This is a genomic window from Burkholderia vietnamiensis LMG 10929, assembly GCF_000959445.1.
Lineage (GTDB): Bacteria > Pseudomonadota > Gammaproteobacteria > Burkholderiales > Burkholderiaceae > Burkholderia > Burkholderia vietnamiensis.
Window position 1 is genome coordinate 2,226,924 of the sequence record NZ_CP009630.1, and the last position, 13,342, is coordinate 2,240,265.

Genomic DNA, 13,342 nt, shown 5'->3' on the forward strand with positions numbered 1-13,342 from the left:
ACTCGCTATCGAAGTTGCACGGCCGCCAGAAACAGCACCATGCTGCCGATCGCGCCATCCAGCACGCGCCACGCGACGGCCTTGCGGAACCATGGCGCGAGCAGTCGCGCGCCGTATCCGAGCGCCACGAACCAGACGATGCTCACCGACATCGCGCCGATCGCGAAGGCGAGTCGCGCGCCTTCCGGCTCCCGCGCGCCGGCCGTGCCGATCAGCAGGAACGTGTCGAGATAGACGTGCGGGTTGAGCCACGTGAACGCCAGCGTCATCAGCACGATCGACACCGCGCGTTGCGGCGGCGGCGCGACCGCGTCGCCGCGCACGTCGAGCGTGTCGTGCCCCGGCTTGAGCGCACGGCGCAGCGCATTGACGCCGAACCACGCGAGATAGGCGAGGCCCACGTACAGCACCACGTGAACGAAGGTCGGATAGCGCTCGACGAGCACCGACGCGCCGCCGACGCCCGCACCGATCAGGATCATGTCGGACAGCGCGCACAGCAGCACGATCTTGCCGACATGCGAGCGCATGATGCCTTGCCGGAGCACGAACGCGTTCTGTGCGCCGATGGTGACGATGAGCGACCCGCACAGCGCGGCGCCGTGGGAAAAGGCAATCCAGTTCATGATGGGGAATCGAGGCAGTAGACGGGTGAATCGGTTGGCGCTAGTCTGCGGGCAGCGTCCAGATAAGAGAAGCTAATTCACCTAATGCGGATTAAGGAAATCTAATGCTCGACTACGCGTTGCTCGACGCCCTCGCGGCCGTGATTCGGCACGGTTCGTTCGAACGGGCGGCGAAGGAGCTGAACGTCACGCCATCGGCCGTATCGCAGCGCGTGAAGCTGCTGGAGGAGCGCGTCGGCAGCGTGCTGGTCAAGCGCGGCCAGCCGTGCGTCGCGACGACGTCCGGCGCGCTGCTGTGCCGGCACACCGAGCGCGTGCAACTGCTCGAAGCCGAGCTGGGCGGCCGGATGCCGGCGTTGCCGGGCCAGATTGCGGGCGCATGGCCGACGTTGCGCGTGGCCGTCAACGACGACAGCGTCGCGACGTGGTTCATCGATGCGGTCGGGCCGTTCTGCACCGAGCGCGAGACGCTGCTCGATCTGGTGATCGACGACCAGGACTACACGGCCGCACGCATTCGCGACGGCAGCGTGCAGGGTGCGGTGACGGCGCAGGCCGAACCGATCCAGGGATGCAGGTCGATCCGGCTCGGGCGCATCCGTTATCGCGCGGTATGCTCGCCGGCGTTCCACGATCGCTACTTCGGCGCGGGCATCACGCGCGATGCGCTGCGTCGCGCGCCGTGCGTGATGTTCAATCCGAAGGATGGGCTGCAGGCGCGTTTCATCCGGCGCGTGACGCGCGCGGATCTCGATCCGCCGCAACACTGGATACCGCACGTCGCGGGCTATCTGCGCGCATGCGAAACGGGGCTGGGATGGGGTATGTGCCCGGACCGGATGGTCGATCGCCAGCTCGCCGGCGGCGAACTGGTCGACATGTCACGCGGACGGACCGTCGATATCGAGCTGTACTGGCAGAGCTGGCGCCTGTCGATCGGCTGGCTCGACGATTTCAGTGCGGCGCTGAAGGCGCGCGCCGCTCTGTTTCTCGACTGAGCGGCGCGGCAAGGCTGCGGGCGGCGCGCGTGTCGTGCGCCGCCGCGAGATCAGACGTGATGCAGGCCGTCGAAGTCGACGATTTGCACGAGGCGACCGCGCATTTCGATCAGGCCGCGCTTCTGGAATTTCGACAGCGTGCGGCTGACCGTTTCGAGCGTCATGCCGAGGTAGCTGCCGATGTCTTCGCGCGTCATCCGCAGGTTGAACTCCGACGGCGAGTAGCCGCGCTTCAGGTAGCGCGACGACACGTCGAGCAGGAACGCGGCGACGCGCTCCTCGGCGTTCAGCGAACCGAGCAGCATCGTCTGCGTCGTTTCGCGCACGATCTGCTCGCTCATCAGCTTGTGCATGCGCAACTGCACCGAACCCGCTTCCGAGCACAGCGACTTCAGCGCGCTGTACGGAATCACGCAGACGGAGCTGTCTTCCAGCGCGACCGCGGTACGCGGGTGCGTGTCGTCGCAGATGCCGTCGAGGCCGAGCGCTTCGCCGGCCAGATGCAGGCCGGTGACCTGCTCGCGGCCGTCGTGGCGCGTGGCGACGGTTTTCAGCGAACCGGAGCGCACGGCGAACAGGTTGTCGAAGTTGTCGCCCTCGCGGAACAGCGCTTCGCCGCGCTTGACCGGACGGGATGCGCAGATCACCGACTCGAGACGGCTGAGCACTTCGGGCGCCAGGCCCTGCGGCATGCACAGGTGCCGCATCGCGCACGACGAGCAGTGCGGTGCCTGACGGGGAGCCCAGTTGGCCGCAGCAGACGTGGCGGCGGGACGCGTGGCGACGGGCGTCAACATGATCGTTTACTCCGGCTTTGAATTGATGAAATCATTGTCCCACCGCAAGCTCGGGCTGTCGGGTGACAAAACGTCGCGATGGCGCGCACCTGCCACGGACGTCGCACGCGGTGGGCGCGCATCGTTCAGCTGTGCTGTTCGTCCGCGTGCGCGGCGGCCGGGATCAGCAGCACGGGCAGCGTCGCATGGCGCACGCACTGTTCGGCAATGCTGCCGAGCACCAGCCGGCGGAACCCGCGGCGCCCGTGCGTGCCGAGTACCAGCAGGTCGGCGCCGAACGCCTTCGCACCGTCGAGGATCAGCGCCGACACGTCGTTCAGCGACGATGCCTCGTTGATCCGCGTGGCGCCCTTCACGCCGGCCGCCTCCATCTGCTTCGAGAACTCCGCCGCGAGCGCGTTGCCCTGGGCGAGCAACTGGTCGCGCAGCACGGACGGATCGTAGCCCGGCACGTTGTAATAGATCGCGGCGTTTTCGACGACGTAGAACGGTTGCAGTTCGGCGCCGTGTTCCTTCGCGAGCGCGAGGGCTGCGTCGAATGCGTGGCGGGACGTGTCGCTGCCGTCGATGGCAACGAGGATGCGCTTGTACATGGTGTCTCCGAGTGGCGGGTTGAACGACGAAAGCCGGCCGGATGGCCGAGCCGACCGTGCACGGCTGCGGGGCAGCGTAAACCAACGGCCGTGATTCTGCAGCGTCGTGCCGGGCGGCGCGCGCCCATGAGTACGCAGCGTTCATTGAATCGCAATAATCTCGCGCGGATATGACGTCGATCAATTCCGGTGCATCGAAACCGGCGCGGGCGGGGTGTCCTTCACGGACGATGCCGATATTGCCGGATGTGTCGGCACGGCGCTGGATGGGCGTGTGTGGCGGGTGCGGCGACAGGCAGCGTTTCGAACGTTCGATTGAAACGCGAGGGGCTTGCCGATGGCGCCGCCGGGCGTGTCGACGTCGTTGAATTCGATGCCGGACGGTGCGGGAAGGGCGCTCGCGCCGACGCTTTTCTCGCGGCGAAGTGTGTCGAATCGAAGCAAATCCCGTTCCGGACACGACGGGAAAACGGTGGGTGGGCGGTCGCCACAGTCGTGCGGCGTGCGCTGATTTGTCCTGATTTATTTCAGCTAGAACCCGCGTTTCCTACAGAGTATGATTCCTTTCCTGCGAAGCGGCGACAGGGGACGCAGTCTCGCCGCCTCTGCCCGCACCGGGGCGCCGCAACACCCTTAACGACGGGCAGCGAACAACAAACAAGGGACTAGAGGTGGCGGATTCATGCAAGCGACTACTGCCTTCACGCACCGCGGTTATTTGTTGAACTGCGCGCCCGCGCGCGCGAGCGACGGTTCATTCAAGCCCTACGTCGTGATCTCCCGATCGAGCGACGGGGAGCTCGTCGCTAACCGTTTCTTTCCGACCGAGCTCCAGTTCAACGACGAAGGCGACGCGATCGCGCACGCGCGCGACTGGGCCGTGCGCTGGATCGACGCGAGCAGCATCACGATCTGACGTCGCAGGGCGGCAATCGCGTCGGCCATCCGGCCGATACCCTGGCGTGCCGCCGCCGATCGAAAACGCGGTAATCTTGCGGAACCCGTTACTTCATGAGCGGCCGCGCCGATGCGCGGCCGCCTGCATTGGCATATGTCGACATCACCCGCCCGTCAGTGGGGCCTCGAAGAAATCGTTGCCGGCTTGCGCGAATCGCGCGAGGAACTGCATCGCACCCGCCATCCGCGCGGCATCCGTGAACTGCCGTCGCGCGACGCGATCTGCAAGATCGTGACCGGCCTGCGCGCGTCGATGTTTCCGACGCATTACGGCGCGCCGGATCTCACCGACGAAAGCGTCGACTATTACGTGGGTCATACGCTCGAGAGCACGCTGCGGATCCTCTCCGAACAAATTCGCCGTGCGTTGCCGTTCCTGCCCGAGCACGCGGACACGCCGTTCGTGGCACTCGACGAACGCGCGTTCGAGATCGCACGCGAGTTCGGGCGGCAGCTGCCGTCGATTCGCGCGCTGCTGGTGAGCGACATCCAGGCGGCGTACGCGGGCGATCCGGCCGCGCAGCACATCACCGAGATCCTGCTCTGCTATCCCGGCGTGCTCGCGATGATGCACCACCGGCTCGCCCATGCGCTGCACCAGCTCGGTGTGCCGCTGCTCGCGCGCTTCATCAACGAGATCGCGCATTCGGCCACCGGCATCGACATCCACCCCGGTGCGCAGATCGGCCCGAGCTTCTTCATCGACCACGGCACCGGCGTCGTGATCGGCGAAACCGCGATCATCGGCGAGCGCGTGCGCGTGTACCAGGCCGTCACGCTCGGCGCGAAGAGCTTCCCGGCCGACGGCGACGGCGCGCTGGTGAAGGGCAACGCACGCCATCCGATCGTCGAGGACGACGTGGTGATCTATGCGGGCGCGACCATTCTCGGCCGCGTGACGATCGGGCGCGGCTCGGTGATCGGCGGCAACGTGTGGCTCACGCACAGCGTGCCGCCCGGCACGAGCGTCGCGCAGGGCAAGGTCCGCGAGGGCGGCAGCGCCGAGAAGCCGTAACGCGGCGGGCGAGCGGGGCCGCGCGCGGTCGCGCGACATCCGACGCAGCGGCCGGCGCGGCGGCCGACGACCGGCCTCGCGGTCAGCGAAGCGACATGCGTTTCATCCCGGATACCGGCTCCCGGCTGGCAGCGGCTGCGGGCAGCGCGCTGCGCCGCCGCTCCTCCGGCGTCAATGCTTGCCGGCCGGCGATCGATGCTTGTACAGCACGTCCTGATCGACGCGGATCAGGTTCTGCCCCGCATCGACGACGAAATCCACGCCGTTGTAGGCGCTGCCGGTGAGCAGCAGGATCGCGCTCGCGACGTCGTCGGGGCCGGCGATGCGCGCGAGCGGCGTCGACGCGCGGCTCGCGTGTTCGAAGTCGGCCTGCGTTTGATCGTCGCTCGGCAGCATCAGCCCCGGGAACACCGCATTCACGCGCAGCACCGGCGCCGACGAAAGCGCGAGCATCTGCGTGAGGTTGCCGAGCGCGGCCTTCGCGACCGTGTAGCTGAAGTGGTCGCGGTGGAAGTTCTCCTTGATCTTCTGATCGACCACGTTGACCACGACGCCCTGCGCGCCGGCCGCGCGCGCCCGCTCGTAGAAGGCACGCGTGAGCAGGATCGGCGCGCGGCAGTTCACGGCCCACGCCTGATCGAACGCCGCGAGTTCGAAGCTCGGAAAATGGTCTTGCCAGAACACCGACGCGTTGTTGACCAGCACGTCGAGGCGGCCGAAGCGCGCATACACCTGATCGATCAGCGCGCCGATCTGCGCGGCATCCGACAGGTCGGCCTGCAGCGCGACTGAATCGTGCCCGCGTTCGGCGATCGCGCCGGCCGCCGTATGGGCGGCGTCGGCCGAGCGATCGTAGTGGATCGCGGTGCGGTAGCCGTGATCGGCGAAATACTCGGCGAATGCGCGCCCGGCCCGGCGCGCGGCGCCCGTCACGAGCACGACGGGCGTGTTCGCCGCTTGCTTCCGGGGCTGCATTACGTGTTGGTGAGGTTGACTGAAGAAGGATTCGCGACGATCGACAGGAATTCGCGCCGCGTCGACGGATCGGTGCGGAACGTGCCGAGCATGCGCGATGTGACCATTTCCACGCCGGGCTTGTGCACGCCGCGCGTCGAGATGCACTGGTGCGCGGCTTCGAGGATCACGCCGACGCCCTTCGGCTGCAGCACGTCGAACAGCGTGTCGGCGATCTGCACGGTCATCTTTTCCTGGATCTGCAGGCGCTTGGCGAAGGCATCGACGAGGCGCGCGAGCTTCGAGATGCCGACGACGCGATGGTTCGGCAGATAGGCCACGTGCGCACGGCCGATGATCGGCACCATGTGATGCTCGCAGTAGCTCTCGAAGCGGATGTCCTTCAGCACGATCATTTCGTCGTAGCCGTCGACTTCGCTGAAGGTGCGCGCGAGGATGTCGCGCGGCTCCAGCGCATAGCCGGCGAAGAACTGCTCGTATGCGCGCACGACCCGCGCCGGGGTGTCGAGCAGGCCTTCGCGGGCCGGATCGTCGCCGGCCCAGCGCAGCAGCACGCGAACGGCATCCTCGGCTTCTTCCCGGGTCGGCCGGGAGGCGGCCGGTTCGGGCCGCGTGGTTTTCTTACCCATCTTCTGATCGCTCCATCGAATGCGGCCGCCAGCGGCGGCGCGGATATCCGGACATTGTTTCATGCTTTGGCCGCCCGTGCGTACGTGCGTACCGCCTGCCGTGGGCGTCCGCTACTTCGGCCATTCGTCCTGCTCGTCGTTGAACAGCGACGCGACGACGCCGCGCAGCCACGCGGTGCGCGGATCGTTGTGGAACTTGCGATGCCAGTGCTGCTTCAGGTCGAAGCGCGGCAGCGGCAGCGGCGGCTCGACCGGCACGATGAACGCGTGCTCGGCCGCATACGCGTAGCCGATCGCATGCGGCACGGTCGCGATCAGGTCGGTGCGGCTCAGGATGAACGGCAGGCTCATGAAGTGCGGCGTCTCGAGCACCGCGCGGCGCTGCATGCGCTGCTTCGCGAGGTGTTTCTCGAGCACTTCCTGGCTGCGGCCTTCGGCGCGCACCACCGCATGTCCGCAGCCGAGGAACTGCTCGATCGTCAGCGGGCGCGCGTGTTCGAGCGGATGGCCGCGCCGCATCAGGCAGACGAACCGGTGCGTGAACAGCCGCTGCTGGAAGAAGTTGTTGCCGTCGAGATCGGGGAAATAGCCGACCGCCAGATCGATCGAGCCGGCTTCGAGCCCGCGGCCCACTTCGTCGTGCGACAGCGATACCGAACGCAGGTTCGCGTGCGGCGCCAGGCTCGCGAAGGCCTGCAGCAGCTTCGGCAGGAACACGATCTCGCCGACGTCCGACAGCGCGATCGAGAACGTATGCATGCTCGCTGCCGGATCGAAGTCGTGCGGCGCGACCAGGCCGCGCTCGATCTGCGCGAGCGCGTCGCGCGCGGCCGGCAGCAATGCCAGCGCGCGCGGCGTCGGCTCCATCCCGCGCGACGTGCGCACGAACAGCGGATCGCCGAAGTAGGCGCGCAGCCGGCCGAGCGCCGTGCTCACGCGCGGCTGGCTCACGCCGAGCAGGTCGCCGGCGCGGCTCACGTTGCGCGTGTCGTCGAGCGCGACGAGATAGGGAATCAGGTTCAGATCGAGCGCGTCCATCGCCGGGCCAATATCTTGAAAATGAATAGAACATATCCGCTGAATCGCGTTGCCGGATAGTCGGGAAAGCGCTGAAATGTGTTCCACGATTCGAATTAATGTTCAGGAGACGAACAATGCGCACCCAGGTCGCCATCATCGGCGCCGGTCCTTCCGGCCTTTTGCTTTCCCATCTGCTGCGCCTGCAAGGCGTCGATTCCATCCTCGTCGAAGCCCGCTCGCGGGAATACTGCGAGAACCGCATTCGCGCCGGCGTGCTCGAGCAGGGAACGGTCGACACGCTGAACGAAGCCGGCCTCGGCGACCGGATGCGGCGCGAGGGGCTCGAACATCACGGCATCGAGCTGCTGTTTTCCGGCCAGCGTCACCGGATCGACCTGAGCGGGCTGACCGGCGGCCGCGCGATCACCGTCTACAGCCAGCACGAGGTCGTGCGCGACCTGATCGCGGCCGGCGATACGCACGGCCATCAGATGCACTTCGACGTCTCGGACGTGGCGCTGCACGACGTGGAGAGCGACCGTCCGTTCGTCACGTTCACCCACGCGGACGGCCGCGCCGAGCGCATCGACTGCGACTACATCGCCGGCTGCGACGGCTTTCACGGCATCGCGCGGCAGACGGTCCCCGCCGAGAAGCTGAACACGTTCGAACGCGTCTATCCGTTCGCGTGGCTCGGCATCCTCGCGGATGCGGCGCCGTCGCTCGACGAGCTCGTGTACGCGCATCACGACAACGGCTTTGCGCTGTTCTCGATGCGCTCGCCGACGGTCACGCGCCTTTATCTGCAATGCCGGCCCGACGAAGACCTCGCCGAATGGTCCGACGCGCGCATCTGGGACGAGCTGCACACGCGTTTCTCGAACGACACCGGCTGGACGCCGACCGAAGGCCCGATCACGCAGAAGAGCGTGACGCCGATGCGCAGCTTCGTGTCGGAGACCATGCAGCACGGCCGGCTGTTCCTCGCCGGCGACGCCGCGCACATCGTGCCGCCGACCGGCGCCAAGGGGATGAACCTCGCGGTCGCCGACGTGCGCGTGCTGTCCCGCGCGCTCGGCGCGCGCTACCGCGATGGCGACGCCGCGCCGCTCGAGCGCTACTCGGCGACCTGCCTCGAACGCATCTGGCGCGCCGAGCATTTCTCCTACTTCATGACGAACATGCTGCATTCGTCGCCCGACGATTCGCCGTTCGTCAATCGCCTGAAGTTCGCCGAGCTGAAGTACGTGACGCGCTCGCGGGCCGCCGCGCAGTCGCTCGCCGAAAACTACGTCGGCCTGCCGTTCGACGACCAGCTCGCCTCCGATGCAACCCGCCTTGACAACGCGCTGTGCGCGACTCTATGATCGGCAATCGTTCGCTAATCGAATCAAGGTTCGATAGTCGAACAAAAGCCGAGGGTCGACGACGGCCTGCGGCGCGGCACGCGCTCCGCGTGTCACTTCGACAGGCCGCGCATCGTGCCGCGGGTTCGTATCAGGAAGAGACATGGTCAACAAGATTTTCGAATCGCTTCAAGCGGCGGTGGCGGACGTTCACGACGGCGCGACCATCATGATCGGCGGCTTCGGTACGGCGGGCATGCCGTCCGAGCTGATCGACGCGCTGATCGAGCAGGGCGCGCGCGGCCTGACGATCGTCAACAACAACGCGGGCAACGGCGAGACGGGGCTGGCGGCGCTGCTGAAAGCCAAGCGCGTTCGCAAGATCATCTGCTCGTTTCCGCGCCAGAGCGATTCGCAGGTGTTCGATGGGCTGTACCGTGCGGGCGAGATCGAGCTGGAGCTCGTGCCGCAGGGCAACCTCGCCGAGCGGATCCGCGCGGCCGGCGCCGGCATCGGCGGCTTCTTCACGCCGACGGGTTTCGGCACGAAGCTCGCCGAAGGCAAGGAAACGCGCGTGATCGACGGCAAGTCGTACGTGTTCGAAACGCCGATCCATGCGGACTTCGCGCTGGTGAAGGCGTACAAGGGCGACCGCTGGGGCAATCTCGTCTATCGCAAGACGGCGCGCAACTTCGGGCCGATCATGGCCAGCGCGGCGAAGGTCGCGATCGTACAGGTGTCGGAAGTCGTGCCGCTCGGCGCGCTGAACCCGGAACACATCGTGACGCCGGGCATTTTCGTGCAGCGCGTCGTCGAAGTGCCGCAAGCCGCGCATGCGGCCGAGCTGGCTGCTGAACGCGCCTCGCAAGCCGCCTGACGGCCCGAACCTCGTATGGGACCGGCGTTCGCGCGGCAGCGCCCGCGCCGGTCGACAGGAGAACCGAAATGAAACGACTGACCCGCGATGAAATGGCCAAGCGCGTCGCCCAGGACATCCCCGAAGGCGCGTACGTGAACCTCGGCATCGGCGTGCCGACGCTGGTGGCGAACCACCTCGATCCGAGCAAGGAAATCTTCCTGCACAGCGAGAACGGCCTGCTCGGGATGGGCCCGGCGCCCGCGCCCGGCGCCGAGGACGACGAACTGATCAACGCCGGCAAGCAGCACGTGACGCTGCTCACCGGCGGCGCGTATTTTCACCATGCAGATTCGTTCGCGATGATGCGTGGCGGCCATCTCGACTACTGCGTGCTCGGCGCGTTCCAGGTGTCGGCGGACGGCGACCTCGCGAACTGGCATACCGGCGCGCCCGACGCGATTCCGGCCGTCGGCGGCGCGATGGACCTCGCGATCGGCGCGAAGCAGGTGTTCGTGATGATGGAGCACCTGACGAAGCAGGGCGAGAGCAAGATCGTGGCGCAGTGTTCGTATCCGGTGACGGGCGTGCAGTGCGTGAGCCGCATCTATACGGATCTCGCGGTGCTCGACGTGACGGCCGACGGTCTCGCGGTGAGCGAGATCTTCACCGACCTGTCGTTCGACGAACTGCGCAAGCTGACCGGCGTGCCGCTGATCGACGCGACGCGCAAGGCGGCGGCCTGAACGGCAAGCGGGCCGGCGTGCGCGTTCGATCGCACGCCGACCCGCTTCGGTAGACAATAGCCGCACGCCGTTTTTCCACTCTGACGCCATGCTCGAAGACAGCGCCCGCCTCACTTCCCTCATCTGCGGCACCGAGCCGCTCAACCGGATCTGGTCGCCGCGCGCGACGATCCAGCGGATGCTCGACGTCGAGGCGGCGCTCGCCCGTGCGCTCGCCGCGCAGCAGGTGATTCCCGCGGCGGCGGTCGCGCCGATCGAACGCGCCTGCGACGCCGGCCGGCTCGACGGCGACGCGCTCGCACAGGGCGCCGCGCTCGGCGGCAATCTGGCGATTCCGCTCGTCAAGCAGCTCACCGCGCTGGTGAAGGCCGACGACCCGGAAGCCGCCAAGTTCGTGCACTGGGGCGCGACCAGCCAGGACATCATCGACACCGCGACCGTGCTGCAGCTGCGCGACACGCTCGACGTGCTCGAGCCGCTGCTCGACGAAGCGTGCGCGTCGCTCGCGACGCTCGCTCGCGCGCATCGCGCGACGCCGATGATCGGCCGCACGTGGCTGCAGCAGGCGCTCCCCATCACGCTCGGCCTCAAGTTCGCGCAATGGCTCGATGCGCTGCTGCGTCATCGCACGCGTTTCGCCGAATTGCGCGAACGCGCGCTGGTGCTGCAGTTCGGCGGGGCGGCCGGCACGCTCGCGAGCCTGCGCGAACACGCGGCCGGCGTGAGCGCCGCGCTCGCGGCCGATTTGAAGCTCGCGCTGCCGGCCGTGCCGTGGCATACGCAGCGCGATCGCATCGCGGAAGCCGCGTCGTGTTTCGGGATGCTCGTCGGCACGCTCGGCAAGATCGCGCGCGACGTGTCGCTGCAGATGCAGACCGAAGTGGGCGAGCTCGGCGAACCGGCGGCGGCCGGCAAAGGCGGCTCGTCGACGATGCCGCACAAGCGCAACCCGGTCGGCTGCGCGGCGGTGCTCACCGCCGCGACGCGCGCGCCGAACCTCGTGGCGACCGTGTTCGCGGCGATGGTGCAGGAGCATGAGCGCGCGCTCGGCGGCTGGCAGGCCGAATGGGACGCGCTGCCCGACCTCGCGCGCCTGACCGGCGGCGCGCTCGCGCAGATCGCGCAGATCGCCGCGGGCCTCGACGTCAACACCGAGCGCCTCGCCGCGAACCTCGACGTCACGCACGGGCTGATCCTCGGCGAAGCCGTGATGCTCGCGCTCGGCGACCGGATCGGCCGGCTCGATGCGCACCATGTCGTCGAGCATGCGTCGAAGCAGGCCGTGCGCACCGGCGCGACGCTGTTCGACGTGCTCGCGGCGGATCCGGCCGTATCCGCCCACCTGTCGCGCGACGCGCTCGCGCAGCTGCTCGATCCCGCTCATTACGTCGGCGAGGCGCACGCCTACGTCGACGCCGTGCTCGCGCTGCACGCGGGCGCGCAATAACCAGGAGAACCAAGAGATGCCTTTCGCCACTGTCAACGGCGTGAAACTGCATTACCGGATCGACCGTGCCGCGCGCGCCGACGCGCCGTGGCTCGTCTTCTCGAACTCGCTCGGCGCGGATCTGCAGATGTGGGCGCCGCAGATTCGCCCGCTCACGCAGCACTTCAACGTGCTGCGCTACGACACGCGCGGCCACGGCCATTCCGAAGCGCCGGCCGGCTCGTACACGATCGATCAGCTCGCAGGCGACGTGATCGGTCTGCTCGACCATGTCGGCATCGAGCGCGCCTGTTTCTGCGGGATCTCGATGGGCGGCTTGACCGGCGCCGCGCTCGCCGCGCGCTTTCCGGCGCGTATCGCGCGGGCGGTGCTCGCCAACACGTCCGCAAAGATCGGTTCGCCGGAAGTGTGGGCGCCGCGTGCGCAGAAGGCGCGCGCCGAAGGGATGGCCGCGCTCGCCGATGCGGTGCTGCCGCGCTGGTTCACCGACGCGTTCGTCGAACGCGAGCCGCGCCTGTTCGACGCGATCCGCGACACCTTCGTGCATACCGACAAGGACGGCTATGCGGCGAACTGCGACGCGCTGAATGCAGCCGACCTGCGCGACGAAGTGAAGGGCATTGCGCTGCCGGTGCTCGTCGTGACCGGCGCGAAGGACATGTCGACGCCGCCCGACCAGGGCCGTGCGCTGGCCGCCGCGATTCCCGGAGCGCGTCACGTCGAATTCGACGGCGCGCACATTTCCAACATCGAGTGCGCCGACGGTTTCAACCGCGCGCTGCTCGACTTCCTGACCGCGTGAGGCGCCGACGATGGACGACCAGCAACGCTACGAAGCGGGGATGAAGGTGCGTCGCGCGGTGCTCGGCGACGCGCACGTCGATCGCTCGCTCGAAAACCGCACCGAAGTGACCGAGGAATTCCAGAACCTGATCACGCGCTACGCGTGGGGCGAGATCTGGACGCGCGACGGCCTGCCGCGCCATACGCGCAGCCTGCTGACCATCGCGATGATGGTCGCGCTGAACCGCGGCGAGGAGCTTGCGCTGCACCTGCGCGCGGCGCGCAACAACGGCGTGACGCGCGACGAAATCAAGGAAGTGCTGCTGCAGACCGCGATCTACTGCGGCGTGCCGGCCGCGAACTCGGCGTTTCATCTCGCCGACAAGATCTTCAAGGAGCAGGACGCCGCCGCATAGGCGAGGCCGGCGCGCGCGCCGGCACCGCTTCGCTCGCGCGCCGCGCCGAGGCCGGCGCAGCGTGACGAGCACAATAAGTACGATAAGCACGACGAGCAATGAACGCGCCGGCAGCGTACCGGTGCGTGAGCGAAGGAA

16 protein-coding genes are annotated in these 13,342 nt (G+C 67.7%); 9 read left to right on the forward strand and 7 right to left on the reverse strand.

Annotated features, from left to right (window positions below; translation table 11 throughout):
* Nucleotides 1-5: 5 nt before the first annotated feature.
* The gene (locus AK36_RS09775) at nucleotides 6-626 is read right to left on the reverse strand and encodes a LysE/ArgO family amino acid transporter (RefSeq protein WP_034193423.1); all 621 of its coding nucleotides are present in this window, start codon (nucleotides 624-626) and stop codon (nucleotides 6-8) included.
* A gap of 104 nt (nucleotides 627-730) precedes the next feature.
* On the opposite strand from AK36_RS09775, the gene AK36_RS09780 reads away from it, so the two are divergent.
* Complete coding sequence (locus AK36_RS09780) at nucleotides 731-1,624, forward strand: LysR family transcriptional regulator ArgP (RefSeq protein WP_014724227.1); 894 nt, start codon at nucleotides 731-733, stop codon at nucleotides 1,622-1,624.
* 50 nt (nucleotides 1,625-1,674) lie between these two features.
* On the opposite strand, the gene fnr is transcribed toward AK36_RS09780, so the two are convergent.
* The 3 genes from fnr to AK36_RS32810 form a co-directional block, all read right to left on the reverse strand.
* Nucleotides 1,675-2,421 carry a fumarate/nitrate reduction transcriptional regulator Fnr gene (gene fnr / locus AK36_RS09785; RefSeq protein WP_011881094.1) on the reverse strand — a complete coding sequence of 249 codons (747 nt, stop codon included), beginning with the start codon at nucleotides 2,419-2,421 and terminating at the stop codon, nucleotides 1,675-1,677.
* A gap of 125 nt (nucleotides 2,422-2,546) precedes the next feature.
* Nucleotides 2,547-3,014, reverse strand: a complete 468-nt coding sequence (locus AK36_RS09790) for a universal stress protein (protein WP_045578369.1) — start codon at nucleotides 3,012-3,014, stop codon at nucleotides 2,547-2,549.
* 180 nt (nucleotides 3,015-3,194) lie between these two features.
* Complete coding sequence (locus AK36_RS32810; protein ID WP_144410639.1) at nucleotides 3,195-3,458, reverse strand: hypothetical protein; 264 nt, start codon at nucleotides 3,456-3,458, stop codon at nucleotides 3,195-3,197.
* Between the two features lie 238 nt (nucleotides 3,459-3,696).
* Between AK36_RS32810 and AK36_RS09795 the strand changes: the two genes are divergently transcribed.
* Complete coding sequence (locus tag AK36_RS09795) at nucleotides 3,697-3,930, forward strand: hypothetical protein (protein ID WP_011659947.1); 234 nt, start codon at nucleotides 3,697-3,699, stop codon at nucleotides 3,928-3,930.
* Nucleotides 3,931-4,065: 135 nt separating this feature from the next.
* A complete protein-coding gene (gene epsC / locus AK36_RS09800) occupies nucleotides 4,066-4,986 on the forward strand; it encodes a serine O-acetyltransferase EpsC (protein WP_034193451.1) in 921 nt (306 codons plus the stop codon).
* A 171-nt stretch (nucleotides 4,987-5,157) separates the two neighbouring features.
* On the opposite strand, the gene AK36_RS09805 is transcribed toward epsC, so the two are convergent.
* From AK36_RS09805 to AK36_RS09815, 3 genes are all read right to left on the reverse strand, one after another.
* Nucleotides 5,158-5,961 (reverse strand): SDR family oxidoreductase, encoded by an 804-nt coding sequence (locus tag AK36_RS09805; RefSeq protein WP_045578370.1) that lies wholly within the window; start codon nucleotides 5,959-5,961, stop codon nucleotides 5,158-5,160.
* Nucleotides 5,961-6,590, reverse strand: coding sequence for a GTP cyclohydrolase I FolE (gene folE, locus AK36_RS09810; protein WP_011881089.1), 630 nt, complete (start codon nucleotides 6,588-6,590; stop codon nucleotides 5,961-5,963). The genes AK36_RS09805 and folE overlap by 1 nt, the downstream gene beginning before the upstream one ends.
* A 111-nt stretch (nucleotides 6,591-6,701) precedes the next feature.
* On the reverse strand, nucleotides 6,702-7,628 hold the full coding sequence (locus AK36_RS09815) for a LysR family transcriptional regulator (protein WP_041494033.1): 927 nt from the start codon (nucleotides 7,626-7,628) through the stop codon (nucleotides 6,702-6,704).
* 116 nt (nucleotides 7,629-7,744) lie between these two features.
* Here AK36_RS09815 and pobA point away from each other — a divergent pair, with 116 nt between their 5' ends.
* The 6 genes from pobA to pcaC all read left to right on the forward strand — a co-directional run bounded on the left by pobA (nucleotide 7,745) and on the right by pcaC (nucleotide 13,204).
* Entirely contained in the window at nucleotides 7,745-8,977 is a 1,233-nt protein-coding gene (gene pobA / locus AK36_RS09820; RefSeq protein WP_045578371.1) for a 4-hydroxybenzoate 3-monooxygenase, read from the forward strand.
* A gap of 142 nt (nucleotides 8,978-9,119) precedes the next feature.
* Nucleotides 9,120-9,833, forward strand: coding sequence for a 3-oxoacid CoA-transferase subunit A (locus AK36_RS09825; RefSeq protein ID WP_011881086.1), 714 nt, complete (start codon nucleotides 9,120-9,122; stop codon nucleotides 9,831-9,833).
* A 68-nt stretch (nucleotides 9,834-9,901) separates the two neighbouring features.
* Nucleotides 9,902-10,558 carry a CoA transferase subunit B gene (locus AK36_RS09830; protein ID WP_011881085.1) on the forward strand — a complete coding sequence of 219 codons (657 nt, stop codon included), beginning with the start codon at nucleotides 9,902-9,904 and terminating at the stop codon, nucleotides 10,556-10,558.
* An 88-nt stretch (nucleotides 10,559-10,646) separates the two neighbouring features.
* A complete protein-coding gene (locus AK36_RS09835; protein WP_011881084.1) occupies nucleotides 10,647-12,005 on the forward strand; it encodes a 3-carboxy-cis,cis-muconate cycloisomerase in 1,359 nt (452 codons plus the stop codon).
* A 16-nt stretch (nucleotides 12,006-12,021) separates the two neighbouring features.
* Nucleotides 12,022-12,807, forward strand: coding sequence for a 3-oxoadipate enol-lactonase (gene pcaD / locus AK36_RS09840; protein WP_045578372.1), 786 nt, complete (start codon nucleotides 12,022-12,024; stop codon nucleotides 12,805-12,807).
* A 10-nt stretch (nucleotides 12,808-12,817) separates the two neighbouring features.
* Nucleotides 12,818-13,204, forward strand: a complete 387-nt coding sequence (gene pcaC / locus AK36_RS09845) for a 4-carboxymuconolactone decarboxylase (RefSeq protein ID WP_011881082.1) — start codon at nucleotides 12,818-12,820, stop codon at nucleotides 13,202-13,204.
* Nucleotides 13,205-13,342: the final 138 nt, after the last annotated feature.

Excerpts from the sequence above, each read along its gene's own strand:
- AK36_RS09805 (WP_045578370.1), bottom strand. The coding sequence starts at position 5,961 with ATGCAGCCCCGGAAGCAAGCGGCGAACACGCCCGTCGTGCTCGTGACG.
- pobA (WP_045578371.1), top strand. The coding sequence starts at position 7,745 with ATGCGCACCCAGGTCGCCATCATCGGCGCCGGTCCTTCCGGCCTTTTG.
- AK36_RS09780 (WP_014724227.1), top strand. The coding sequence starts at position 731 with ATGCTCGACTACGCGTTGCTCGACGCCCTCGCGGCCGTGATTCGGCAC.
- AK36_RS09825 (WP_011881086.1), top strand. The coding sequence starts at position 9,120 with ATGGTCAACAAGATTTTCGAATCGCTTCAAGCGGCGGTGGCGGACGTT.
- fnr (WP_011881094.1), bottom strand. The coding sequence starts at position 2,421 with ATGTTGACGCCCGTCGCCACGCGTCCCGCCGCCACGTCTGCTGCGGCC.
- AK36_RS09835 (WP_011881084.1), top strand. The coding sequence starts at position 10,647 with ATGCTCGAAGACAGCGCCCGCCTCACTTCCCTCATCTGCGGCACCGAG.
- pcaD (WP_045578372.1), top strand. The coding sequence starts at position 12,022 with ATGCCTTTCGCCACTGTCAACGGCGTGAAACTGCATTACCGGATCGAC.
- pcaC (WP_011881082.1), top strand. The coding sequence starts at position 12,818 with ATGGACGACCAGCAACGCTACGAAGCGGGGATGAAGGTGCGTCGCGCG.
- AK36_RS09795 (WP_011659947.1), top strand. The coding sequence starts at position 3,697 with ATGCAAGCGACTACTGCCTTCACGCACCGCGGTTATTTGTTGAACTGC.
- epsC (WP_034193451.1), top strand. The coding sequence starts at position 4,066 with ATGTCGACATCACCCGCCCGTCAGTGGGGCCTCGAAGAAATCGTTGCC.
- AK36_RS09830 (WP_011881085.1), top strand. The coding sequence starts at position 9,902 with ATGAAACGACTGACCCGCGATGAAATGGCCAAGCGCGTCGCCCAGGAC.
- AK36_RS09815 (WP_041494033.1), bottom strand. The coding sequence starts at position 7,628 with ATGGACGCGCTCGATCTGAACCTGATTCCCTATCTCGTCGCGCTCGAC.
- AK36_RS09775 (WP_034193423.1), bottom strand. The coding sequence starts at position 626 with ATGAACTGGATTGCCTTTTCCCACGGCGCCGCGCTGTGCGGGTCGCTC.
- folE (WP_011881089.1), bottom strand. The coding sequence starts at position 6,590 with ATGGGTAAGAAAACCACGCGGCCCGAACCGGCCGCCTCCCGGCCGACC.
- AK36_RS09790 (WP_045578369.1), bottom strand. The coding sequence starts at position 3,014 with ATGTACAAGCGCATCCTCGTTGCCATCGACGGCAGCGACACGTCCCGC.